23 protein-coding genes are annotated in these 23629 nt (G+C 68.5%); 13 read left to right on the top strand and 10 right to left on the bottom strand.

Annotated features, from left to right (window positions below; genetic code table 11):
• Positions 1 to 98: 98 nt before the first annotated feature.
• Complete coding sequence (locus tag M0R88_RS04755; protein ID WP_248655816.1) at positions 99 to 671, top strand: DoxX family protein; 573 nt, start codon at positions 99 to 101, stop codon at positions 669 to 671.
• Between the two features lie 53 nt (positions 672 to 724).
• Here the strand turns inward: M0R88_RS04755 and M0R88_RS04750 are convergent, their stop codons facing one another.
• Both M0R88_RS04750 and M0R88_RS04745 read right to left on the bottom strand, forming a co-directional pair.
• On the bottom strand, positions 725 to 1000 hold the full coding sequence (locus M0R88_RS04750; RefSeq protein ID WP_248655815.1) for a DUF7521 family protein: 276 nt from the start codon (positions 998 to 1000) through the stop codon (positions 725 to 727).
• A gap of 1 nt (position 1001) precedes the next feature.
• Positions 1002 to 1379, bottom strand: a complete 378-nt coding sequence (locus M0R88_RS04745; protein ID WP_248655814.1) for a winged helix-turn-helix domain-containing protein — start codon at positions 1377 to 1379, stop codon at positions 1002 to 1004.
• Between the two features lie 159 nt (positions 1380 to 1538).
• Here M0R88_RS04745 and M0R88_RS04740 point away from each other — a divergent pair, with 159 nt between their 5' ends.
• The 4 genes from M0R88_RS04740 to M0R88_RS04725 all read left to right on the top strand — a co-directional run bounded on the left by M0R88_RS04740 (position 1539) and on the right by M0R88_RS04725 (position 5418).
• The gene (locus tag M0R88_RS04740; protein ID WP_248655813.1) at positions 1539 to 1919 is read left to right on the top strand and encodes a response regulator; all 381 of its coding nucleotides are present in this window, start codon (positions 1539 to 1541) and stop codon (positions 1917 to 1919) included.
• Positions 1920 to 2002: 83 nt separating this feature from the next.
• Positions 2003 to 2677 carry a potassium channel family protein gene (locus M0R88_RS04735; RefSeq protein WP_248655812.1) on the top strand — a complete coding sequence of 225 codons (675 nt, stop codon included), beginning with the start codon at positions 2003 to 2005 and terminating at the stop codon, positions 2675 to 2677.
• A 707-nt stretch (positions 2678 to 3384) separates the two neighbouring features.
• Positions 3385 to 4251, top strand: coding sequence for a dihydrodipicolinate synthase family protein (locus tag M0R88_RS04730; RefSeq protein WP_248655811.1), 867 nt, complete (start codon positions 3385 to 3387; stop codon positions 4249 to 4251).
• Positions 4252 to 4326: 75 nt separating this feature from the next.
• On the top strand, positions 4327 to 5418 hold the full coding sequence (locus M0R88_RS04725) for an aminopeptidase (RefSeq protein WP_248655810.1): 1092 nt from the start codon (positions 4327 to 4329) through the stop codon (positions 5416 to 5418).
• Between the two features lie 46 nt (positions 5419 to 5464).
• Here the strand turns inward: M0R88_RS04725 and M0R88_RS04720 are convergent, their stop codons facing one another.
• Positions 5465 to 6664, bottom strand: coding sequence for a carboxylate--amine ligase (locus M0R88_RS04720; RefSeq protein WP_248655809.1), 1200 nt, complete (start codon positions 6662 to 6664; stop codon positions 5465 to 5467).
• 283 nt (positions 6665 to 6947) lie between these two features.
• Here M0R88_RS04720 and M0R88_RS04715 point away from each other — a divergent pair, with 283 nt between their 5' ends.
• A complete protein-coding gene (locus M0R88_RS04715) occupies positions 6948 to 7502 on the top strand; it encodes a metal-dependent hydrolase (RefSeq protein ID WP_248655808.1) in 555 nt (184 codons plus the stop codon).
• Between the two features lie 40 nt (positions 7503 to 7542).
• Here the strand turns inward: M0R88_RS04715 and M0R88_RS04710 are convergent, their stop codons facing one another.
• Genes M0R88_RS04710 through M0R88_RS04680 form a run of 7 tightly spaced genes read right to left on the bottom strand, consistent with a single transcriptional unit; the run spans position 7543 to position 16854 of the window.
• Positions 7543 to 9027: a P-loop NTPase gene (locus M0R88_RS04710; protein ID WP_248655807.1), complete on the bottom strand. Its 1485-nt coding sequence runs from the start codon at positions 9025 to 9027 to the stop codon at positions 7543 to 7545.
• Position 9028: 1 nt separating this feature from the next.
• The gene (locus M0R88_RS04705; protein WP_248655806.1) at positions 9029 to 9610 is read right to left on the bottom strand and encodes a hypothetical protein; all 582 of its coding nucleotides are present in this window, start codon (positions 9608 to 9610) and stop codon (positions 9029 to 9031) included.
• A gap of 6 nt (positions 9611 to 9616) precedes the next feature.
• A complete protein-coding gene (locus tag M0R88_RS04700; protein ID WP_248655805.1) occupies positions 9617 to 10672 on the bottom strand; it encodes a HEAT repeat domain-containing protein in 1056 nt (351 codons plus the stop codon).
• Positions 10669 to 11676 carry an ethylbenzene dehydrogenase-related protein gene (locus M0R88_RS04695; RefSeq protein ID WP_248655804.1) on the bottom strand — a complete coding sequence of 336 codons (1008 nt, stop codon included), beginning with the start codon at positions 11674 to 11676 and terminating at the stop codon, positions 10669 to 10671. The genes M0R88_RS04700 and M0R88_RS04695 overlap by 4 nt, the downstream gene beginning before the upstream one ends.
• Positions 11669 to 12460, bottom strand: a complete 792-nt coding sequence (locus tag M0R88_RS04690) for a TorD/DmsD family molecular chaperone (protein WP_248655803.1) — start codon at positions 12458 to 12460, stop codon at positions 11669 to 11671. Before M0R88_RS04690 ends, M0R88_RS04695 begins: the two co-directional genes overlap by 8 nt.
• A 9-nt stretch (positions 12461 to 12469) precedes the next feature.
• Positions 12470 to 13651 carry a 4Fe-4S dicluster domain-containing protein gene (locus M0R88_RS04685; protein WP_248655802.1) on the bottom strand — a complete coding sequence of 394 codons (1182 nt, stop codon included), beginning with the start codon at positions 13649 to 13651 and terminating at the stop codon, positions 12470 to 12472.
• Positions 13651 to 16854 (bottom strand): molybdopterin-dependent oxidoreductase, encoded by a 3204-nt coding sequence (locus tag M0R88_RS04680; RefSeq protein ID WP_248655801.1) that lies wholly within the window; start codon positions 16852 to 16854, stop codon positions 13651 to 13653. The genes M0R88_RS04685 and M0R88_RS04680 overlap by 1 nt, the downstream gene beginning before the upstream one ends.
• A gap of 205 nt (positions 16855 to 17059) precedes the next feature.
• Between M0R88_RS04680 and M0R88_RS04675 the strand changes: the two genes are divergently transcribed.
• The 7 genes from M0R88_RS04675 (at position 17060) to M0R88_RS04645 (ending at position 23559) form a co-directional block, all read left to right on the top strand.
• Positions 17060 to 17947 carry an extracellular solute-binding protein gene (locus M0R88_RS04675; RefSeq protein WP_248655800.1) on the top strand — a complete coding sequence of 296 codons (888 nt, stop codon included), beginning with the start codon at positions 17060 to 17062 and terminating at the stop codon, positions 17945 to 17947.
• A 25-nt stretch (positions 17948 to 17972) separates the two neighbouring features.
• Entirely contained in the window at positions 17973 to 18224 is a 252-nt protein-coding gene (locus M0R88_RS04670; RefSeq protein ID WP_248655799.1) for a DUF2249 domain-containing protein, read from the top strand.
• Positions 18221 to 19633: a hypothetical protein gene (locus tag M0R88_RS04665; RefSeq protein ID WP_248655798.1), complete on the top strand. Its 1413-nt coding sequence runs from the start codon at positions 18221 to 18223 to the stop codon at positions 19631 to 19633. The genes M0R88_RS04670 and M0R88_RS04665 overlap by 4 nt, the downstream gene beginning before the upstream one ends.
• Positions 19634 to 19696: 63 nt before the next feature.
• Positions 19697 to 20089 carry a cupin domain-containing protein gene (locus M0R88_RS04660; RefSeq protein WP_248655797.1) on the top strand — a complete coding sequence of 131 codons (393 nt, stop codon included), beginning with the start codon at positions 19697 to 19699 and terminating at the stop codon, positions 20087 to 20089.
• Positions 20090 to 20197: 108 nt separating this feature from the next.
• Entirely contained in the window at positions 20198 to 20425 is a 228-nt protein-coding gene (locus M0R88_RS04655) for a DUF2249 domain-containing protein (protein WP_248655796.1), read from the top strand.
• Positions 20426 to 20433: 8 nt separating this feature from the next.
• Positions 20434 to 20742, top strand: coding sequence for a cupin domain-containing protein (locus M0R88_RS04650; protein WP_248655795.1), 309 nt, complete (start codon positions 20434 to 20436; stop codon positions 20740 to 20742).
• Positions 20743 to 21261: 519 nt separating this feature from the next.
• Positions 21262 to 23559, top strand: a complete 2298-nt coding sequence (locus M0R88_RS04645; RefSeq protein WP_248655794.1) for a nitric-oxide reductase large subunit — start codon at positions 21262 to 21264, stop codon at positions 23557 to 23559.
• Positions 23560 to 23629 lie beyond the last annotated feature (70 nt).

Below are 23629 nucleotides of genomic sequence, written 5' to 3'. Positions count from 1 at the left end.
AACCTCGGGGGCTGGGGAGCCGATTTTCAGCCTTTGGGAATCGGTACCCGTTTATACCCTTCCGGCGGGCCAAGGTACTCCCGTAGGAGTGATTCGCTATGGCCACCGACACGTCCCGACTCGGCACGGAAGCCAACGTCTTCGAGAGTGACCTCGCGGGCGTCACCGTCCGCGGGAAGGCCCACAGCCTGAGCGCGTGGTTCGTCGTCGCGCTCCGGTTGATGATGGGGTACGCCTTCCTCCACTCGGGGTGGAGCAAACTCACCGCCTCCGAACCGTTCGACGCCGCGGGCTACCTGACCAACGTCACGGCCGCCAGCCCGCTGTCGGGCCTGTTCCACTGGATGGGCCAGACCCCGTGGTTCGTGGAGTTCGTCAACCTCGCGGTCCCGTGGGGCGAGTTCCTCATCGGTCTCGGCCTACTGGTGGGCGTGCTGACCCGCCTCGCGGCGTTCTTCGGCGCGCTCATGATGTTGCTGTTCTACTTCGGCAACTGGGAGGTCGCCCACGGGTTCGTCAACGGCGACCTCGCCTACATGATGGTGTTCCTCGCGGTGGCGGCGTTCGGCGCGGGCCGCCTCCTCGGGTTGGACGCCATCGTGGAGAAGTACGAGACCGGCGGCGAGTGGCTGGTCGAGAAGTACCCCAAACTGCGCTACGTCCTCGGGTGAGCGACGGGTGAGACGGCGGCTCCCCGAGCGACTCCGCGACTCCTTCTGGTGACTTAGTCGGCGTACAGCGAGTAGAGGATGATGGCGAACCCGACCGCGGTGAGCGCGCTCTCGACGGCGAGCGCCGCGGTTCCGGCGGTGGCCAACACGCGGTCCAAGACCCCCGCGAGCAGCGACCCGAGCGTGACCGTCCCGAACCCGAGCGCCAACGCCTTGAGCGGCCCCGAGCCGGTTCGTCGGTAGGCCTTGAACGCGAAGTAGGTGATGAGACCGCCGAGTACCAGCGTGACGGTCTTGAGCGCGACGATTGTGGACGTGACGTGGACCATCTCAGGTTTCCTTGCGGACCTCTGCCCAGAGGCCCGCGAGCTGTTCCTCGGCCGACTGCGTCGGGCGAGTGATGGACACCTCGAACTGGCGCTCGTCGTCCAAGAAGACCGTGACCTCCTCGAAGGCCAAGGTGTACTCGGAGGTGTGGTGACCGTCGGTTCGGATTGCGGTCGTCTCCGAGAGTATCGAGGCGTCGGTGAGTCGTTCGAGCTTCCGATACGTGGTCGAGGTCGGGATGTCGCACTGGGACGAGATTTCGCTGGCAGTCATGGGTTCGTCGAGTTGGCGGACGATCCGACGGCAGTCCGGGTCGTCCAGCGCGTCGAGGACCGGCTGGAGTTCCGGGGTCTCGCCGTCTCCGAAGGGGTCGCGGACCATCTACTTCCCCTCGCCGTGACAGAACTATAAGCCGTTCGACTTCGAGTTTCGGGGGATTCGGGCGTGCAACGGACTGCAACCGTGTGCAACGGACCACCCAACCGTTATAGCTTGGTCTCCAAGAAGGGGTAGGTCATTACGGTGCCGTCTGAACTCACTATGCCCGATCTCCCCATGCCCGAGACGCCGACCGTGCTGATAGTGGACGATAATCGCCCGCTCGCCGACGGGTTCGCACAAGCGCTCCACGACGAGTACGAGACGCTGACGGCGTACACCGCCCGCGAGGCCCGCGAGTCCCTCCACGAGGACGTAGACGTGGTCCTGCTCGACCGCCGGCTGCCGGACACGTCCGGCGACCGACTGCTCGAAGAGATTCGAGCCAGCGGTTACGACTGCCGCGTAGCGATAGTGTCGGCCGAGGAACCGACCGACGGTTCGGACCTCGACTGCGACCGCTACCTCACGAAACCGCTCTCCGGGGTCGATGCGGTCCGACGAGCGGTCTCCGACCTGTTGGACTTCGACGTCTCGCACTGACGACGCCGATTCTTCGGCGGGTGCGCACCCCCGACTCTCGTCCGACGCGAACCCTTTTGTTCCTACTCGGAGTAGGGACTTCCATGCGATTTGTTATCGTTGGTTCAGGACGGGTCGGACTCCGAACCGCCCGAATCCTTCAGGAAGAGGGCCACGAGGTGACGCTCGTGGAGAACGACGCCGACAAGGCCGACCGCGCCCGCGACGAGGAGTTCATGGTCGTGGAAGGAGACGGAGCCAGCGAGGAGATTCTCGAACAGACCGACCTCGGCACCGCCGACGCCATCGGCGGACTGACCGGCGACCTCAACGTCAACTTCGCGGCGTGCATGATCGGCAAGCACTACGGCTGTCGGACGGTCCTGCGCATCGACGAGGACTACCGCGAGGACATCTACCACAAGTTCGCCGACGACGTGGACGAGGTGGTCTACCCCGAGCGACTGGGCGCGGCCGGAGCGAAGACGGCGCTCCTGGGCGGCAACTTCAACGTCATCGCCGACCTGACCGCGGAGTTGCAGTTGACCACCGTCGTCGTGCCCGAAGACTCGCCGGTCGTCGGCCAGCAGGTCAGCGCGGTCGAGGTCCCCGAGGACGCGCGCATCTACGCCCACGGTCACGGCCACGAGCGCATGACGATTCCGCTCCCGAACGCGACCATCGAGGGCGGGGACCGGCTCGCCGTCATCGCCGACCGGACCGCGGTCTCGGCGGTCCGCGAGCAGTTACAAGGCGACGCCGCAGAGACCGCCGACTGACGGACCTGCGGCGTCGGCGCGACGCGCCCGTCGCTCTGACGCGTCTCGCGGTCGGTACAAGCTCCCGAAAAAGTTCGGAGGAGGGCAGTGGGTAGCGCGGGGTCAGTGGTGGGCGACCCGAGACGAGAACTTTCGTGGGAGGGTTGGTGACACTGTGGCGAGAGGCCAACTCGCCGCCAGAGCCTCCGGCCCCGTCGGGACGCCGACCGGGAGACTGCTGCACGCTTCGCGCCCGAGCCGTCGGGCGCATCCACTTCTTGGGCGGATTCGGACTTTGTTATGTGGCGTCTGCGGGAGCCGTAGGTACCAGCTCCTCCGAACTCCTCGCGGCACAGGTCCGGTCTGACCTGCCCGTAAGCAGTGATTACTCGGGTGTGACGGTCGATTTCCCGACTCGAACCGGGTGGTTCGGTACGAAAACGGCGTCCCGCGCCGAATGAGGAGTGGGAGAGGGTGGGGAGAGTGGTGGTGTGCCGGGCGCGCGGTGTGGGAGGATGGGGGAGAGAGGCCGTCAATGCGCGCCCAATCGGGGCTGAGAACGGCACCAACTTAAAAGTACGTCAGACGGACGCCAGACGAGACGGGGTTCGTCGGGCCGCCCTCCTGCGAACTCGTCGGTCGGTTCGACCGGTCAGACCCCGCGAGCGACGGCGCGTTCGGTTGCCGAGGGGCCTACCTTCAAGGGCGGTCGGACCGATTCGGGAGGTATGCACGGAACCGGCGTGCCGCTGATTACGCCCTTCGACGCGGACGGCGAACTCGACGAGGAGCGACTGCGCGAAGTGACCCGGTGGGTCGATGACGGCGGGGTGGACTTCGTGGTCCCCTGCGGGTCGAACAGCGAGGCCGAACTGATGGGTATCGAGGAGCGCGCTCGCGTGGTCGAAGTGGTCGCCGACGAGACCGACCTGCCCATCGTCGCGGGCACCGGCCACCCCGGACTGAAGGAGACGCTCCGCCAGACCGAACTCGCGGACGAGGCGGGCGCGGACGCCGCGCTGGTCGTGACGCCGTTCTACTACGGGTACGACGACGAGGAACTGGAGGCCTACTATCGGGAGGTGGCCGACGAGAGTCCGATTCCGGTCTACCTCTACAGCGTGCCGGTCTACACGGGCGTCGCGCTCGACCCCGAGGTCGTCGGGCGACTCGCCGCCCACGACAATATCGCGGGAATGAAGGACTCCAGCGGCGACATCGAGCGGTTCCAGCGCGAGCGCCGCCTGACCGCCGACGAGGAGTTCGACCTCCTCGTCGGGAGCGGGAGCGTCTACGCCCACGCGCTCGCCTCGGGCGGCGACGGCGGCATCCTCGGGCTGGCGAACGTCGCACCCGAGCGCGCCAGCGAGATTTTCAAACTCCATCAGGCCGGCGAGGACGAGTCGGCCCGGCAGCTCAACGCCGAGTTGGTCGAACTCAACCGCGCCGTGACCTCCGAGTACGGGGTACCGGGCGCGAAGGCGGCGATGGCCGAACGCGGCGTCGATGCGGGCCACCCGCGCAAGCCCCACCGCGGGGTGAGCGACGACGTGCGCGCCGAAATCGTCGAGCTGATCGACGAGATGACGCCGTAGCGAGCGCCCCCGTTTCACGTTCACTTTCACCGAGCTTGGCGCGCGCTTTTGTCGCGTCTCCGAGTGGTCGTGGACATGGACGAACGCGTCGAGAGACACGCGGAGATTCTGGTAGACCACTGTACCGATGTCGGTCCCGAAGACGACGTTCTCGTCAGAGCGACCGAGCCGGCCGAGGAGTTAGTCGTCGCGCTCTACGAGAAACTCGGGGAGCGCGGCGCGCGGCCGACGACCGAGTGGCTGAACAAGCGGGCGAGTCGGGCGTATCACCGCACGATGGCCGCCGAAGACTACCGGACGAAGGACCACGACCTCGCGGCGATGGCCGAGACCGACGTGGTCATCATGGTCGTCGGGTCCGCGAACACGGCGGAGAACAGCGACGTGGCCCCCGAGAAGCGAGCGGCCGCCGGACGCGCGAAGCAACCGATTCTCGAAGAGCGCCTCGACACGCGGTGGGTGATAACCCGGCATCCGACGCCCGCCGACGCGCAGGCCGCCGAGATGAGCACCGACGCGTACGAGGAGTTCGTCTACGACGCGGTGAACAGAGATTGGGACGCCCAGCGGGAGTTTCAGGCCCGGATGGCCGAGATTCTCGACTCGGCGTCGGCGGTCCGGCTCGTCTCCGGCGACGAGACCGACCTCCGCCTCTCGGTCGATGGCATGGATTCGCTGAACGACTACGGGCGTAAGAACATGCCCGGCGGCGAAGTCGCCACGTCGCCGGTCGTGGACAGCGTCGAGGGGACGCTGTTCGTGGACGTGCCGTTCCGCGAGAACGGCCGCGAGGTCCGCGGGGCTCGACTCGAATTCGAGGACGGCGAGGTCGTCGCGTGCGAGGCCCGACGGAACGAGGCGGCCCTGTGGAGCGTCGTGGAGACCGACGAGGGGTCCCGGCGCGTCGGCGAACTCGGCATCGGGATGAACCGCGGCATCGACCGCCTCACCCACACGACGCTGTTCGACGAGAAGATGGGCGACACCGTCCACGTGGCGCTCGGGGCCGCCATGGAGGAGTGCGTGCCCGACGACCGCGAGTTCAACGAAAGCGCCCGCCACCTCGACCTGCTGGTGGACGTGAGCGAGGACTCGCGCCTCGAAGTGGACGGCGAAGTCGTCCAGCGCGACGGGACGTTTCGGTTCGAGGACGGGTTCGAGGCGTAACGAGTCGTTCGTCCACGGACTCTCTCCACCGTCCTCGAATCCCGACTCAGTCGCTCTTCGAGAGCGTCTGCAAGACCCCGCTCACGAACGGCCGGGGGTCGTCCAGCCGCAGGAAGTCGAAGCGAGGTTGGCGGACCATCGACTCGCCGATTTCCAACGCGGTCTCGCCGAGTCCGGGGCGCTCGACGTACGGCGACTCGTCGCTGAGGACGCTGGCGAGGTAGCCGAGTTCGCCGTACAGCAGGTGGCTCCCGACGCCCAGCTCGAAGTCCGGGTCGATTTCGTCGGTGCGGTCGCGCGACTGGAGCCAGTAGTACAGCGGGAAGTCCGCGCCCGCCCGCACCGTCGAGGGGAGCGACTGCCACATCCGGGGGTTGATTTCGGTGAGGTAGTACTCGCCGGTCTCGGCGTGTTCCATGTACTCGATGCAGGCCAGCCCGTGCCAGTCGAGTTCGCCCAGCAGGTCGCGGGCGACCCGTTCGAGTTCCGGGTCGTACATCGACTCGCGGTACACCCCGCCGCCGCCGGTGTAGGAGTTGCCCCGAATCTGGCGGTGCTGGAACGTGGCGACCGGGTCGCCCTCGTCGTACAGCGCCGCGAACATGTACTCGTCGCTCGACGGCACGAACTCCTGGACGATGGGGACGTGGTTCATCTCCGCGACCAACTCCTCGCGGTCGGGTTCCTCGTCGGGTCGGGCGTGCGTGACGTGGTTGACTTCCTCGCACTCGTCGGGCGCGTGGGTATCGACGTACCGGTCGGCCAGCAGGTTGTACCGCGACTTGACGATGTGGTCGCCCGACCAGTCCTCGACGGCGTCGAGCGGCCGGGTCTCGGGCACCGGCGCGCCCGCGGTCTCGGCGGCCTCGGCGAGTTTCACGCGGTCGTGGACTCGCTCTAGCGTTTCGATGCTCGGCACCTCGACCGCCGCGCGTTCGGCGAACTCGTCGCGATAGCGCGACAGCAGGTATGCGTCGTACTCCCGAATCGGAATCACGGCCCGCACGTCCTCGCGCGCCGCGAGGTCGAGTAGCGCGTCTTTGTACGCCAGCAGGTCGTCGTCGGGCGAGGGGAGTCGCGCCGTCTCGTCGCAGAACCGCGAGGAGAACACCGGCACGTGGTCGCGCTCCGAGGCCGCGACGGTGCGGACGCCTCGCCGACTCAGCGACCGCAGGCAGGGGTAACTGTATGGCGCGACGCCCGTCGGAATCAGGACCGACGGGCCGTCGTCGTCTACCGGGGGCATGGTCCGCGCTTGGAACTCCGAGCGTTTTAGTATGTGCTGACAGAACGCCAGTTCCGTCGGCGTAGGGCGGTCTTGTCGGTGCGTAGGGTCCGTTTACGGGTCGGTGCCGTCCCTGACGGTCGGCTATCGCTCGTCCGAGGCGGTGCGGACCGAGCGAAAGCGCGAGTTTCACTGCTCTCACCGCCCGCGGCCACACCGGAAGACGAGCCGCATCCCCCGAGCCGACGCTCGCTCCGCCCGAATCTGCCGTCAAGTGTTTTGGCGTACGTATTGAAAATCCGGTATGGTAGACGTAGCCGGCCACCTCGGTATGGCGCTCGTATGGCTCGCACCGGCGTGGTTCGTCATCGACCGGCGCAAGACCGCCGCGACGTTCGTCGCGGTCGGCTTCTGGTTCGGGATGTTGCCGGACGTGGACCTCGTCCTCTCGAACTGGTTCCCGACCGTCAAGCACCACGGCGTCTTCCACACCGTACTGGTCGTGAGCATCCTCGCCGCGATACTCGGCCCGCTCGTCGGCTGGATACTGAAGGAAGCACTGGACGACTCCGACTGGTTCTCGGACGCGGCCGAGCGTAACGCGCTCTCGCTCGGATTCGTGATGGTCTGGGTCGCGGGCCTCTCGCACATCTTCGCGGACATGCTCTCGGCCCCGGACATCGCCGAGGCCATCGAACCGTTCTGGCCCCTCTACCAGCAGTCCATCGGCATCGACCTCGTCTGGTACAACGCCACGTGGTTCAACTGGGGCCTGCTCGCGCTCGGCGTCCTGCTCAACGTGGCCCTCTACTACTGGCAGAAACCCAGCGTGGGTCGCGGCGCTTCGACGGCCTCGTAGGAGCGGACGACGCGGCGAGGTTCTCTTCTGCTCGACACTCTCAGACCGCTCGCTGGAGTTCCAGCACCCACTCGTCCGGCGCGCGGCGGTGGACCTCGCAGGTCTCGAACGCCTCGTCGGCCGACTCCTCGGCGAACTCCCCGGCGAGCATCTGGGCCAGCGGCGATGGGTCGTGGTCGTTCACGACGTAGAACTCCTCGCCGGGGGCCAACGCCGCGAACTCCTCGCCGACTTGCTCGTGGCGGATGCGCGGCGGGAGTCCCCGCACGTCGAGCGCCGAGTCGGGCACCGAGACCGGCCCGGAGTCGTCGCTCTCCACGAACTCGCCGACCGACTGCGCGAGGTCGGCGACGGGGTCGGGAGTCGCGGCGTCGGGTCGCTCGGCGTCCGAACGCTCGCCCTCGCCGGGTTCGCCGGGGTTCTGCAACCCGCGGTCGAAGGGAAGTTCGGCCAGCACCTCCACGCCGAGTTCCTCCTCGGGACCGCTCTCGCCGCCGCCGTAGAGGTCGTGGTCGTGCCCGCAGTTCTCGCAGGTGAACCCGCGCATGTTCACCGCCGCGCCGACGACCGGGACGCCGTTCTCCTCCAGCAGCGCGGCGCTCCGCCCCGTGTCGGAGAGGCTGGTCGGGAACGGCGTCGTCACCAGCACCGACCCCGCGACCGGCACCTCCTGCAGCATCGTCAACACCACGTCGCCGGTCCCCGGCGGCAGGTCCACGACCAGCACGTCCCGGTCGGTCCACGCGGTGTCTTCGAGCAGTTCGGTCAGCGCGTCGTGGGCCATCGCGCCCCGCCACGCCAGCGGCGCGTCGTCGGCTACCAGGCCGACGCTCATCACCTGCATCCCGTCCGCGTCGGCGGGAGCGGCCCGCCCGTCGTCGGTGGCCTCGACCGGCCCCTCGACGCCGACCATCTCGGGCACGTTCGGGCCGTGGATGTCCGCGTCGAACAACCCCACGTCGTACTCGTCGGCCAGCGCGCGAGCGAGGTGGGTCGCCACGGTGGTCTTGCCGACGCCGCCTTTCGCGCTCCCGACCGCGATTACGTGGTCGATTTCGGGGAGCGCGAGGCCGCCACCGCCACCGTGCGCGCCGGCGTCGTGTGCGCCGCCGTGGTCGTGCGACCCCGCCGCGCCGGACCCTGCTCCACCGGACCCCGCCGCGTCGCCGCGTGCGCCGCCACCATGCGCTCCGCCACCGCGCACCCCGCCGGAGTCGGGCGTCTCGCCCTCGACTCGAACCGTCTCGACGCCCGGCACCTCGAACGCCTCGCGTCGCATCGCCTCGGTCACGTCCTCGGCGGCCTCGGGGTCCGCGCCCGCGAGGTCCACCGTAATCGTCGCCGCGCCGTCGGCGACGGCCACGTCGGTCACGAGTCCGGCGTCCAGCACGCTCGCGCCGAAGTCGGGGTCCTCGACGCTCGCTATCGCGTCCTCGACCCGCGCCGAAACCTCGCTGTCCGGAATCGCCTCGTTCGGAGTCGCTTCGTCCGAAACCTCGCCGTCCGGCGTCTCGGTGTCGCTCATGTTACCACGCCTCGAAGTCTTCCAGCGGGTTCTCCTCGTCCGATTCGCCGTCCTCGTCGTGCATCAGCGTCCCGCCGTAGGGCCGGTAGTCGAAGTCGAAGGCGTTGGCCACCCGGTCGAGTTCGTCCTCGCGCTCGGCGACGACGCCCGCGTCGAACTCGCCCTCCTCGACCGCGGCGACCAGTTCGTCGTCGCCGACCACGCCCTCGGCGTAGGCCGCGGCCACGCCGTCGCGGAACTGGTCGGCGTTCCGGCGACACCGCATCGCCTCGTCGTACTCCTCGCGGATTTCGGGCGTGGGCTTGCCCCGGTCGGTCGGAATTCCGGCGAGGCGGTCGGCCGCGCGCTCGTCGTAGTCCGCCGCGGTCGAGAGGACCGCGGCGATCTGCTCGCGCGCAGACAACTCGTTCCACTCCTCGCGGGCTTCCTCGGCGACCAGCGCCGAGACGACCTGCTCCCACGTCGTGTCGCGCTCCACGTCCTCGAACACCTCGGCGACGAACGCGCCGACGTGGTCGTCGGGGATGGACACTCCCACCGATTCGTTCTCTGTGCCTCCGCTCTCGGGGTCGGTCTTGGACATCGTAGTTCACCTCTCGTTCGCGTCTTCGGGGCTTCTTCCGGGCGTCTCTCCCGGTTCGGGCGGCCGTCGTCCGGGGCCACCGCTCGGTCCTCCTTCGGGGCCGCTACCGGGTCCCGGTCGGCCCGTCCCGCCGTTCGGTCCGCTTCCGGGACCGCTATTCGGTCCACCGCCGGGACCGCCACCCGGCCCCGGTCCGCCCGGCGTCTCGCCGGGCGTCTGCGGCCCGCCGCCGGGCGGTCCGTCGTCTATCTCCACGTCCAGTTGGTCGGGGTCCACGCCGCGGGCCGACGCCAGCGCGCGCTTGGCGGTTCGCTTCACGTCGTCGCTCCGGTCGGTGATGCCGTGGGTTTCGAGCGCCTGCTCGGCCCGGTCGGTGGCGAGCCCCCCGAGCGCCTCGGCGGCCTTCGCCCGGACGAACGCCTCGGGGTCGCGGGCCAGCACCGCCGCCAGCAGGCGGACCGCGTCCGCCTCGTACGAGTCGTCGCGCTCGGCGCACTCGCCGAGGTAGCGCGCGGCGTACTCCCGGACCGCGGGATGGGCGTCGTTCTTGATGCGGTCGGTCAGGTCCTCGAAGGTCGCCCGCTCGGTCTTGCCGAGCGCGATGACCGCGTTCCGGCGGACCCACCCGCTGTCGTCGTCGAGCGCGTCGGCGATGGGGTCGGCGTCGGGTGCGACCCGCGAGAGCGCGACCACGGCCTCCGCGCGGACCCACTCGTCGCCGTCGTCGAGCGCGCCCCGGACCGCGGTCTCGACGTCCGCGGGCGTACCGGGACCCGCGACGCCGAGCGCCTCGACCGCGAACTGGCGCACGTCCGCGCTGTCGTCCACGGCGAGTCGGTCCGCCAGCGCCCGCGCGGTCTCCGCGTCGAGGCCCTCCGACTCGGCCTCGTCCACGAGCGCGAGCGCGGCGTCCCGGCGCTCGTACTCGCAGGGCGAGTCGAGCAGACTCCGGAGCGAGGCCTCGTCGTCGCCCTCGCCGTCCGCTCCGTCCTCCTCGGTCGCTTCGCTACCGCGAAGTGGCGAGCGAGCGCGGGCGCTCCGGTTCTTGTACTCGTTGCTCATTCTCTGGACCTCCAGTAGACGACCGTCCACGTCAGCAGGGTCGTCGCCACGAGACCGACGACCCAGTTGCTCACCGAGTGAACTATCCACGGCCCGCTCGACTGCCCGGAACTCGTCCCGGACGACCCGCCGGCCGACTGGCCGCTCCCCGAGTCGCTCCCGCCGGTGCTGGCGTCGCTCATCGCCCACTTCTGGGTGTCGAGCTTGGTGAACTGGAGCGTGATGGACTTCTGGCCGTTCACCTCGTCGGCGCTCCCGTTCCAGACTGCGAACGCCAGATACACCGGCTCGGACCCGGAGAACGACGCGTCGAACTCGCCTTTGGTGTCGTGCTTCCGGGTGAAGACGACCGACCACTGGCCGTCCTCGTACTCGGCGGTCGCGTGGACGTTCTGGCGGGGCGCGTGGCTCAGCGAGCCGTACCCCTTCGCGTAGTAGTTCTGCGCGAACTGCTCGTACTGGGGCTTCGAGAGCGGGTTTCCGGCGGCCCGCCCCGGCATCGTCTCGTTGTTCGGGTGCGGGTAGGTGTACATCTGGCCGAACGCCGACCGGTTCTCGAACTGCCAGCTCGCGCGCCAGTACCAGATGTCCACGGGCTTCCCGGCCGCGCCCATCGTGATGGGCGGCTTGTCGCCGGTCCGGAGCATCACCGCGGCGGCGTCGCTGTAGTTCTCCGGCGCGCGGATGTTCGCGTCGCGGGTCGGGTCCTGCCACGTCAACCGGAACGCGGTGTGGGTCTCGTTGTGGACCGTCTGGACGTCCACCTCGTCGGTACTCCCGCCGCCGAACGGCGGGGCCATCTGCTGTTTCGACAGCGAGACGGTCCGGGTCGGCGCGTCCTGCCACGTCGCGGCGGCGGGGTCGCTCGGCACCGACTCGACGGCCATCGCGGGTTGGCTCCCGCCCGTGACCGCGGCCGTGACCGCGGACTGGGCGGCGACGAGCGCGACCACGACGACCACGGTGACTATCGTCGCGCGCCGCGCGGCGTCCTCGTCAAGCACGGCTCTTCACCTCCGAGGCGGCGTCGAAGTCCACGTCGGGTTCGGGGTGGGTCGCCACGTCGCGGGTGACGACGCTCTCCGCGAGGTCGGCGGCCGCGCGGTAGACCGCGGCGGCCGCCTCGCGCCGGTCGGCGTCGTCTTCGTCGGCTCCGAGGACCTCGCTCGGGTCGGGCGTGGACTCACGGACCTCGTGGGCGAACGCGGGCACGAAGTCCCCGAGGTGTTCCTCGAGTACCATCGCCTCGGCGCGTTCGAGGTTGGCCGCGGTGTCGTCGTCGCCCTCCTCGCGGGCGACCGCTCGCCGCGCCGCCAGCACCTGCACCAGTTCGAGTTCCACGACGACGTGGTCTTGGCGCTCGTCGAACCGGTCGGCGGGTTCGACGCCGAACGCTTCGAGGAGTCCCACGACGGTCGCGATGCGGCGCTGTTGGCGGCCCACCTCGTCGCCGACCGTGTACTCGGCTTCGTAGGGGACCACGGGGTAGCTCCCGTCGGCACCCGGCAGGCCGAACAGGTCGTTGTACGCCGATTCGAGGTCGTCGCGGGTCGTCTCGCCGAGCGCGCCGACGAGGGTCTCGACCTCCGCTTCGAGGTCGAGTTTCCGCCCGGCCTCGCGCAGTCCCTCGGCGGTCCCCTCGTGGGTCAGGTCCGCGACGAGGTCGTCGTCGGGGTAGCAGAAGACCCCGGCCGCGGCGCTGTAGAGCGCCGAGCGGGCCGCGTGGCGCTCTGCAGGGGGTACCTCCCGGCCGTCTGCGGTCGCGTCGCTGTGTGGTGTGTCGTCCATGCTGTCACCTCACGGTTGGTTGGTCCACTTCTCGCCCTCGCGGACTTCGAGGTCCTCCTCGATGGGCATGTCCACGACTTTGTTCCCCTTCCGGTCCCAGCCCTTCACCTTGTTCTCCTTGACGGTGTACGTCTCGATGAGCCGGGTCGTCGCGCCGAACAACTGGAGGACCCCGAGCAGGTGGTGGCTCGGGTTCCGGACGCGCTTCTGGATGATCTTGACCGACTCCTCGTAGGTGCTACCCGGCCAGTCGTTGCGCTTCTGGTCGGTGTTCGGCGTGAACATCTGGGTCAGGAACTCCGGCGGGACGTGGTACGGCGGCATGTAGAACACCTGCGGGCGCGTCCCGAACTGCGGGTAGAGCGGGAGCGCGACCTTCTCGTCGGACTGGGCGAGGTAGTTGACGGGACTCCGGCCCTTCGCCGCCGACTTCTTGCCGTTCGGATGGCCGGAGTTCGGACCCCGGTTGATGTTGCCGTGGAGTCGGGTCTTCCCGATGCAACTGCTCACGCACCGCGGGACGTTGCCCTCCTCGATGCGGGGGAAACAGCCGACCGGCTTCTCCGAAACCCCGGTCTCGGGGTTGTACATCGGCTTGTGGTACGGACACGCCTTCACGCACTTGCGGTAGCCCCGGCACCGCTCCTGGTCGAGCAGGACGATGCCGTCCTCCGAGCGCTTGTAGATGGCCTTCCGGGGACAGGCCGCGAGGCAGGCCGGGTTCTTGCAGTGGTTGCAGAGGCGCGGCAGGTAGAACTGCCAGATGTCGTGATACTTGCCCTTCTCGGGGTCGGACTCGACCACCTCGTCCTCGGGGTACTCGCCGTGAACCGAGTCGTCGCCCAAGGCGGGATACTCCCACTCCTCCTTCTGGGCGACGTACCCCTTGACCTTCTCGCCCTGCTCGGCGGCCTCGAAGATGGTCTCCTCGGGACCCAAGTCGTCGAGCAGGCGCATGTCCCACCCCATCGGGTAACCCCCGTAGGGTTCGGTCTCGACGTTCATCCACCACATGTACTCCTCGCCCTTCCCGCTGGTCCACGTGGACTTGCAGGCGAACGAGCAGGTGTTGCAGTTGATACACCGGTTCGTGTTGATGACCATCCCCCAGTGCCAGTCGCGCTCCTCCTGGCGATGCTCGTAGGGGTAGCTCTGCTTCCGGCCGAGTTGCGGATTGTACACTTCTGGCATCAGTCGTCACCTCGCGTCGTCGTGCTACTGGTCGTCCCACTGCCGCCCGTCGTCGTCCCGCTACCGCCGCCCTTCGACTGGAGCGACCCGCCGATGTAGTCGGAGACGAGTTCGTCCTTCCGAGCGTCGCCGGGCCACCAGTCGGCCTCTTGGTACTTCTCGACGGTCACGAGGTCGTCGCGGTTCACCCCGGTCGGTGCCCAGACGGTCTCCTCGTAGCCGTGTTCGAGTTCCGCGCCGTGCCACGCGATGTCCTCGCCCACCTTCTCGGAGACGTTCGGGTCGCCGAACACCGCCTTGTGGACGAGTTCGTCGGTCTCCTGGCCGGGGTCGAGCCAGATGTTCGTCGTCGTGTTGAACCCCTTCACCTCGTCGTCGCCCTTCTCCTCGTCGTCGGGGAAGTGCTGGGGCCACCAGCCGTGCCAGAGGGTGAGCTGGCCCATGTCGCCCGCCTTGCCGGGGCGCTGGCGCTCGCTCAACATCGCGCGGACGACGGTGCCCCCGCGCTTGCCCTTGATTCGCACGTAGTCGCCGTTCTCCACGCCGATCTGCTCGGCGTCGCTCGGGTGTATCTCGACGAACGCCTCGCCGAGCGGCGGCGCGTCGCTGGTCTCGCCCTCGGCCTCGGGGAACGAGAAGTCGTCAATCAGTCGCTCGGTGCCCTCCGGGTCGGCGCTGGTCGAACCGAAGTCCCGCGACGCCCAGATGAGGTTCCAGTCGGTCATCCCCCACGAGGAGTGAGTCCGGTACTTGCTGTGGGGCGTGTTGTAGTAGAACTGGTAGCCCTCGTCGTGGTAGAGGGGGTTCTCCTCCTCGCCCGCCTCGGGCCACTTCTGGTTTACGCCGTAGGGCGTCCCCTCGACGCTCTCGATGTGGTCCAAGTCGTCGCGCCCGAGGTCGATGAACCGGTCTTCCTCCTTGTGGAACTCCATCCGGCCGGTCTTGGTGTAGAACGGCCGGTCGTCGTGAATCTGGGAGTAGAACGGGATGCGCGGGTACGTCTTGAGGCTCAGGCGCTCGGGACCGTCTTCGAGGTCCTTCACGTCGATGTCCTGAGTCGTGATGCCCGCGTCGAGCGTCTCTTGGATGTACTTGCGCACGTCGCCGTCGTCGTCGAGGAACTCCGAGAAGTACGACCGGTACGAATCGACGTTGCGCTCCTCGGGCGGAATCTTCTCGTCCAACTTCTCGGCGACCATCGCCAGCACCTCGCCGTCCTGCTTCGTGTCGTAGATGGGGTCCATCACCCCGGAGTCCATCGTGATGAAGGGGTTCTCCGGGCCGACCGTGATGTCGGGGTAGTCGCATTCGAGCCACGACGGACAGGGAAGCACGATGTCGGCGTGCTGGGCCGAGTACGTCATGTGCATGTCCGAGACGACGAACAGTTCGTTGCTCGTGTCCGGGTGCTTCGTGAAGTTGTTGACGACGTGCTCCTGATGTTTGGTCTGGTTCAGGAGGTTGCAGTTCATCGTCCACAGAATCGTGGGCTTGGACATCGTGTACGACTTCGCGCCCTTCGGCATCACCGGCTCGTCGGCGTCGCCTTGGGGCACGAGGTCCATCTCCCGGTCGAAGTCGCCCCGAATCTCGTGGGGATCCAACTGCTCGCCGCCGAAGAACGCGAAGGCGTACCCCGGATACATCCCGTGGGCCGAGTTGCCGTCGGGGTTGACGTAGTGGGGGTAGCCGTCGAGCAACTCGATTTTGTACTGGCCCGAGTAGTTGTAGTAGCCCTTCCCGGCGTCGCCGACGTTGCCCAGCATCGACTGGACGAAGAAGATGGAGCGCTGGAGCTCCGAGTTGCCGTGGAACCAGTGGTTGATGCCCTCGCCGGTGAACCACTGACCCTTCTCGGCAGCCGCGAACTCCTTGGCGGTCTTCTCGATGGCGTCGGCCGGAACCGTGGTTATCTCCTCGACCTGCTTGGGCGAGTAGTTCTCCATCACGTTCCGCTTCTGGCGCGCGAAGTCGGTCCGGACCGAGACCGACCCGCCGTCGGCCAGCGAGACTTCGGTGTCGGCCTCCAGCTTGGGCGTGACGGGCATCTCGTCGCCGACCTGCTCGCGGGTGACAGCTTTCGGGTTCCCGTTCCGGTCCAACACCACGAAGTCGCCCCAGTCGTGTTCGTCGCCCTCGGCGGGCGGTTCGCGGTCGGAGAATACCTCGTGGGCGCGGAGGTACTTGTCGTCGTCCGAGCGCACCAGCAGTGGGAGGCTGGTGAACTTCCGCATGAAGTCGGCGTCGTACAGCTCGTCCCGGACGATGACGTGGGCGAACCCGAGCGGAATCGCCGGGTCGGAACCGGGCCGGATGGGGAGCCACCGGTCGCACTTCTGGACGGTCGGCGAGTAGTCGGGGTAGATGCCGACCATCTTGCCCTCGCGCTCGCGGGACTCCTGCAACCAGTGGTTGTCCGCGAGCTTGTTGTGGATGAGGTTCTTGCCCTGGATGATGGTGTAGTCGCCCTTCCGCCACGCGCTGGCGTCCGAGTCGCTGGTCTGGTAGCCCGTCGTGATGACGTGGCCCGGCGGCAGGTCGGCGTACCAGTCGTACTCGGTCCACTCGCAGCCGCCGAAGATGGAGGCGAGGCGTCGGCCCGCGCCGTGGCGGGTGATGAGACCGTCGGCCTTGATGGCGTTGAAGATGTGGAACCGCTTGTTGTCGTCCAGACTCGCCATCTTCTCGGCGATGAGGTCCACCGCCTCGTCCCACGAGACGCGCTCGAACTCGTCTTCCCCTCGACCTTCGGGGTTCGGGTCGTCGGGCGACCAGCCCTTCCGGACCATCGGGTACTTGATGCGACTCGGCTCGAACGTCCGGCGGTGGAGCGTCAGCCCCTTCATGCACCCGCGGGGGTTCCAGTTCTGGCTGACGTTCGCGTCCTCGTAGCCGGAGGGACCGACGCTCGGTTCCTCGTTGTGGTACACCTGTTCGGCCCGAATCGGAATCCCGTTCTTCATGTAGAAGTTCAGGGCGCACGACTGGGTGCAGTTGGGGTGACAGACCGTCCAGTCCACCCCGTCGTAGGCGTAGATGTCGTGATAGACCTGCTCCCAGTCCCGATTCGGATACGACTTCAGCGGGTTCTTCACGTCGGTCACGGGGTCGACGCTCTGGGTCGCGCCCCAACCGCTGGTCAGGAGCGCGCCGACGGCTCCCGTCCCGGCACCGCGGATGAAGTCGCGCCGCGAGAGGCTCACCGCGACCCACCTCCCGCCGTCGTTCGCGCAGTTACTCGTGTCATACAGTTCGGACCTCACCTCTTCGTAACCTTCAACCGACGAGCCGATTCCAACCGCGTGACAACGCCGGCGAACACCTTCGGGACGGGGGTTTTTGAGTGCGATTCCCGCCGACTGAAAACGCCCGACCGCCTTTTTGGGCCGACAGCCGCGACCTCCGAACATGCGACGACGAACGCTGCTGCTCTCGGGGTGCGGGCTCGCCGCCGGCGCTGTCGGCGTTCGAGTCACGGAGTCCCGAAACGAGGGTGGACGCGCCACCGCGCTGGTCGCCGGGAGCCTCCAGACCGTCGCGGGCGAGGTGGACGGCGCGACCGCCGAGGCCCACGGGAGTCTGGCCGCGGCGGAACTCGTCCGGTCGGGCGCGCGAGACCCCGACGCGCTCGCACTCGCCGCGCCCGGTCTCGTCACCGACCTCGCGGGGTGGCACGCCGCCTTCGCCACCAACGCGCTCACCGTGGTCTACGACCCGGAGTCGGAGTACGCCCCGGTCGTCCGCGACGACTGGCGGGCCGCGCTCGCCCGCGAGGCGGTCTCGGTCGGCCGGACCGACCCGGCCCGCGACCCGCTGGGCTACCGGACGCTGCTCGCGCTCGAACTCGCTGGCCGGGAGGGCGCGCCCGCCGAGGCTATTCGGGGGAACGCCGAGGTGTTCCCCGAGACCCAACTCCTCCGGGCGCTGGAGGCGGGCGGACTCGACGCCGCGTTCGCCTACCGGAACATGGCGGTCGCCCACGACCTGCCGCACCTCGACCTGTCCCCGAGGTTCGACCTCTCGGACCCCGCGCTCGCGGACCACTACCGGAGCGCCGCGGTGACGGTCGGCGGCGAGACGATTCGGGGCGAACCCATCGAGTACGGCGCGGCGTACCTGACCGACCGCGGCCGGGCGTTCCACCGGAATCTGGTCGGGGACGCCGAGCGGTTGCGGGAGTACGGGTTCGGCGTTCCCGACGAGTTCCCGGTCGTTCGCGGCCGAGGCGGAGAATCGACCGTCAGCGACGCCCACCTCGCGGAACCGCCCGTCGAACATGGTCGGGACAACCGATAGACCCGAACCGAACGGAGTACGAACCATGAGCCACGATACGACGTCCGGCGCGACCGACGAACAGTCCACGCGCGAACTCGACGCGCGGGAGATAGACGGCGAACCGTTCGGGGCCATCACGTCGGCGCTCGCGGACCTCGGCGACGACGAGACGCTGGTCCTGTACAACAGCTTCGAGCCCGAACCGCTCTACGGGGTGTTGGACCAGCGCGGTTTCGACCACGAGACCGAGCGGGTCGCCCCCGACGAGTGGCGGGTGGAGATAGAGCCGCGATGAGCGTCCCCGCCGGCATCGACGCCGACCGCGGCCCGCCGATGGCCGTGCCCCTCGCGCACTTCCTCGCGGGGTTCGCCTTTCTGCTCGCGGGCGCGGCGCTCGGCCTCCTCGGAGCCGCGGGTCTCGCGCCGGGACTCCACGGACTCGCGCACGTCCACCTCCTGCTGGTGGGGTGGGTCTGTCTCACGATTCTCGGCGCGATGACCCAGTTCGTGCCGGTCTGGTCGGGCGTCGAACTCCACTCGCGGCGACTCGCGCTCGCGCAACTCGCGCTCGTCGCGGGCGGGGTCGCGGGGTTCGCGGGCCTGCTCGTGGCCGGACGACTCGACCTCCTGCCCGCAGCCGGCGCGACGATGCTCGCGGGGTTCTGGCTGTTCGTCTACAACGTCGGCCGGACGCTGTGGCGGGCCGCGGGGCGCGGGTCGGCCGAGGAGGGCGACGGTCTCCCGCTCGACGCGACCGAGCGCCACTTCGCGCTCGCGCTCGGCCACGTCCTGCTCGTGACGACGCTCGGATTTCTCCTCGCGCTCGACTTCGTTCGCCCGACGCTCGCTCCCACGGGGTTGGCCCGCCCGCGAGTCGTCGCCGCGCACGCGACGTTCGCGGTGTTCGGCATCGTCCTCACGACCGTCGTCGGCGCGCTCTACCAGCTCGCCACGATGTTCACCCAGACCGAACTCCGGGGAGTCGATACGACGCTCCAGCGCGCCCAAGAACTCGCGTACACGCCCGGCGTCCTCGCGCTCGCCGCCGGGCGACTCGTCGGCGCGGAGTGGGTCGCGCGCGTCGGCGCGCTCCTCGTCGCGGCGAGCCTGCTCGCGTTCGCGGCGGTCCTCGCGCGGAAGCTCCGGGAGACGAAGGTCGAGCGGACGCCGATGCTGTCGCGATACGCGGTCGTCGCGGTGGCGCTCCCGGCGTGGGCGCTCGCGGCGCTCCCGTCGTGGCTCGCGCGCCCGGCCGACCCCGCGACGACGTTCGGCCACCCCGCGGCGGGCCACCTGCTCGCGGCCGGCGCGGTCGGGTTCGTCCTGCTCGGCACGCTCTACCACGTCGTCCCGTTCGTCGTCTGGGTCCGGCGGTACAGCGACCGCGTGGGACTCGAACCCGTCCCGATGATAGACGACCTGTACGACGGCCGCCTCGCGGCCGTAGACTTCTGGCTGACACTGGCCGGGGTCGGTCTCGTCGTTCTCGGCGAGGTCGGCGACGCCGAGGCCCTACTGCTCGCCGGCGGTGCGCTCGCGCTCGTCGGGTTCACCGCCTTCGCCGCGAATCTGACCGGCGTCGTCGTCCGCCACGGCCCGGAGTCGCTCCGCGTCGGTACGCTCGGCGAATCGAGCGGAGCGGTCGCGTCCGGCGAGTCGGCCGCGTCCGGAGACGCGGCCGACGACGCCGACGACCTGTCGTGAAGTTACCGACGGCCGAACACGTTCGGCGACACCGCCACGGCCGCCTCGCGCTACGTCTCGAACATGGTCACGACCAGTTTCGACGTCGAACGAGAGTACGACGACCAACGGTTCTCGGCGCAGTCCGTCTTCCGGAGCGACCGGATGAAGGTCGTGCTGGGCTACTTCGAACCGGGGCAGTTCATCCCGGTACACGCGCCCGACAGCGACGTGGCGATTACGGTCCGCGAGGGCCGGGGCGTCGTCCGCGACGGCGACGACGAACGCGAGGTGGGACCGGGCGACGTGGTGGTCGTCCCGGCGGGCGACGAGCGCGGCGTGAGAGCCGGCGACGGCGACCGACTGGAGGCGACGCTCGTCACCGCGCCGCCGCCGACCGACGCCGAACACGACCCCGTGCGCGAGGGGTTGAAGCGCGGGGAGTTCGAGCCGCGCGGTCCGGAGCGAACGAAGTGAGCGCGGACCGCGCCCGCGGAGCGCGTCAGTGGCACGAACCACTCCTCCCCCGTAGCCGAACACGTTCGGGACAACCGCGAAGGCTCGCGTCCGTCAACTTCGACGTGTATGCCGAGGTTAGACGTACGCGAGATACCACCGCCGGAACGACATCCCAAGATACACGACGCGTTCGCCGAGATGGACAGCGGCGAGGTCCTCGAAATCGTCAACGACCACGAGCCCAAGCCGCTGTTCTACGAGATGCAGGCCGAAGTCGAGTCGTTCGACGCCGACGGCTACGAGGTCGAGCGACCCGAGAGCCAGAAGTTCGTCGCCAAGTTCCCGAAGCAGTAACTCTCGCCATGACCGAGACAGTCGCACTCGACGACCTGACCGAGCGCCCCCGCGAGGTAGTCTTTCCGGGGGCCGAACCCAAGACGGTTCGACTCGCGCTCGACGCGGGCGAGGAGATTCCCGCCCATCGCCACCCCGAGCGCGAGATCGTGATTCACCTCGTCTCGGGTCGTCTCGACGTGCGCGTGGACGGCGACGCGAACGACCTCGAATCGGGCGACCTACTCAGATTCGACGGCCGACAGGAGGTGTCGCTCACGGCCGAGGCCGACAGCACCGCGGTACTGGTGCTGGCCCCTCGGTCCGACGACGGGTAGGTCGCTCCGTCGCTGGTGTGGCTCCGCGCCTCACGCGCGGACGGTTAACGGTTGGAACGCTCGTCTTCCCGCGCTCTTTTTCGGGTTCCGTTCGGCGTTTCGGGTTTCGGTCGGTCGGAGTCTCGAACTCTTCTCAGACCGCGACGCACCGGATGCAGCACTGCGACTGATGCCGACGCCTATCAGACCGCGCGACACCACCACCGCCGACTGCACGACACCGCCGCCGCACCGCGCCCCGAACCTCCCCGCCTGGGTCTGCGCTCGCGCGGAACCGCGAGCGCGAGCGCAGACGCGGCGCGTCCGGTGGTCTGCGTCGTCGGTCGCGGTCGGTGGTCTGCGTAATTGGTCGCGGTTCGGTCGCCCGCATCGCCGGTCGTCGGCTCACGACAACGACTCGCACGAAATCGCCCGCGGAGAAAGGGGTGTCCCCGTACGTCCGAACACGTTCGCCCGACTTCCCAGCGTTCGGGAAGCGCGTCCCAATTAAAAGCCCCACGACGGGCAAATTCGACCCGTATGAGAGTCGAACGTCGCACACTCGGCAAGATACTCGCGGTCGTCTTCGTCCTCAATCTGGCCGTGATGGGCGCCGGCGCGTGGTACTCCTATCAGGAGGCCCCGCCCATCCCGAAGGAGGTCGAGGGACCGAACGGTCAGACCATCGTGACCGCGGAGCAAGTACGGGACGGAAAGAAAGTGTTCCAGTCGGACGGCCTGATGAACCACGGGTCGATACTGGGCAACGGCGCGTACTACGGCGAGGACTTCACCGCCGACGCGCTCGACCTGAAGGTGAAGTTCATGCGCCAGTACTACGCCCGAGAGCAGTACGGCACCACCGACTACGGCGGCCTCTCGAAGAGCCAGCGGGCCACCGTTGACGTGGCGGTGAAGTCGGACTTGACCGACGGCGACCCCACGGGGACGGTCGAGTACTCCGCCGCGGAGGCCTACGCCCACGAGCAGGTGACGCAGGTCTACGTCGAGCGCTACCACGAGGGGAGCCACGAGCGCGGCGTCCCCGCCGGGATGATAGAGAGCGAGGAGGAGGCCCGGCGCTTCGCCGACTTCGCGCTCTGGACCGCGTGGATCTCCCACACCGACCGGCCCGGTTCGGACCACAGCTACACCAACGAGTGGCCGTACAATCCGGCGGCCGGTAACGACGCCACGGGCGCGTCGATGACGTGGAGCGTCGTCGCCATGGTCCTGCTCGTCGCCGGCGCGGGCGTCGGCGTCTGGCTGTACAAGTCCATCGAGTTGCCCGAACCGGAGACCGAGGGCGTCACGGTGCCCCGACCCGACGACGTTGACCTGTTCCCCGGACAGGCCGCGGCGCTCCGGTTCGCGGTCGTCGGCGCGGGACTGTTCCTCGGGCAGGTCCTGCTCGGGGGCTTGCTGGCGCATTTCTACATCGAGCGCGCGGGCTTCTTCGGACTCGGCGAGATGCTGGGCTTCGACATCCTCCAGGTCCTGCCGTTCTCCATCGCCAAGACGTGGCACCTCGACTTGGGCATCCTCTGGATTGCCACGCTGTGGCTGGGTGCGGGCCTGTTCCTCCCGCCGCTGCTGACCGGCCACGAGCCGCGCGGACAGGGCAAGTGGATAAACCGACTGCTCGGCGTCCTCGTCGTGGTCGTGGTCGGTGCCCTCGCGGGCATCTGGCTCGGCGCGAAGGGGTACATCGACGGCGCGCTCTGGTGGATTCTCGGCAACGAGGGGCTGGAGTACCTCGAAATCGGTCGGCTCTGGCAGGTCGGCATCCTCGTCGGCTTCCTCGCGTGGGCCGCGCTCGTGGCGCGGGGGCTGAAACCCCTGCTGGACCGCGAACCCAAGTGGGGCCTCGCGCACATGATTCTGTACGCGGGCGGCTCCATCGCCCTGCTGTTCTGCGCGGGCTTCCTCTACACGCCCCAGACCAACATCGTCGTCACGGAGTTCTGGCGCTGGTGGGTCGTCCACATGTGGGTCGAGGGGGCCTTCGAGTTCTTCATCGTCTCACTGGTCGGCGTCACGCTGGTCAGCATGAACCTGCTGACCAAGCGGTCGGCGGAGAAGGCGGTGATGGTCCAAGCCCTGCTCGTGATGGGGACGGGCGTCATCGGCGTCTCGCACCACTACTGGTGGGTCGGCCAACCCGACGTGTGGGTGCCCATCGGGAGCGCGTTCTCGACGCTCGAACTCATCCCGCTCGTGTTCATCCTCTACGAGGCCATCGGCCAGTACCGCGCGATGTCGGGCAGCGGGGAGTCGTTCCCCTACACCCTGCCGTTCATGTTCATCGTCGCCAGCGGTGTCTGGAACTTCGTCGGGGCGGGCGTCCTCGGGTTCTTCATCAACCTCCCGTTCATCAACTACTTCGAGCACGGGACCTACCTGACGGTGGCCCACGCCCACGCCGCGATGTTCGGCGCGTTCGGCTTCCTCGCGCTCGGCATGGTGACGTACATGTTCCGCATCGCGGTGCCCGAGGCGAAGTGGGACGGGACCAACCTCCGGCGCGCGTTCTGGGCGTGGAACGTCGGTCTCGCGGTGATGGTCGCCGTTAGCCTGCTCCCGGTCGGCTTCCTCCAGCTGGAAGTCGCGTTCACACAGAGCTACGACGCCGCCCGGAGCCTCTCGTTCTACGAGGGCGACCTCGTCCAACTGCTGTTCTGGCTCCGGATGCCGGGCGACACGCTGGTCATCATCGGCACCGCCATCTTCGGCTACGACGTGGTGAAGAAGCTCCGCCTCCGCGGTGACACGACCGCCAGCGACGAGCCCGCGGATGCGCCCGTCGCCGGCGGACCGGTCGTCGAGAGCGACGACTAGCCGCGGTCGGGTCGCTTCGTCCCTCCTTCCCCGTTTTCGCATTCGTCGTCTCGTTCGAAACCGTCAATTC

Origin of the sequence: Halorussus gelatinilyticus, from assembly GCF_023238445.1 — an archaeon.
GTDB classification, from domain to species: domain Archaea; phylum Halobacteriota; class Halobacteria; order Halobacteriales; family Haladaptataceae; genus Halorussus; species Halorussus gelatinilyticus.
The sequence above is the reverse complement of the archived record's forward strand: the minus strand, read 5'-3'. Positions and strand labels throughout refer to the sequence as shown.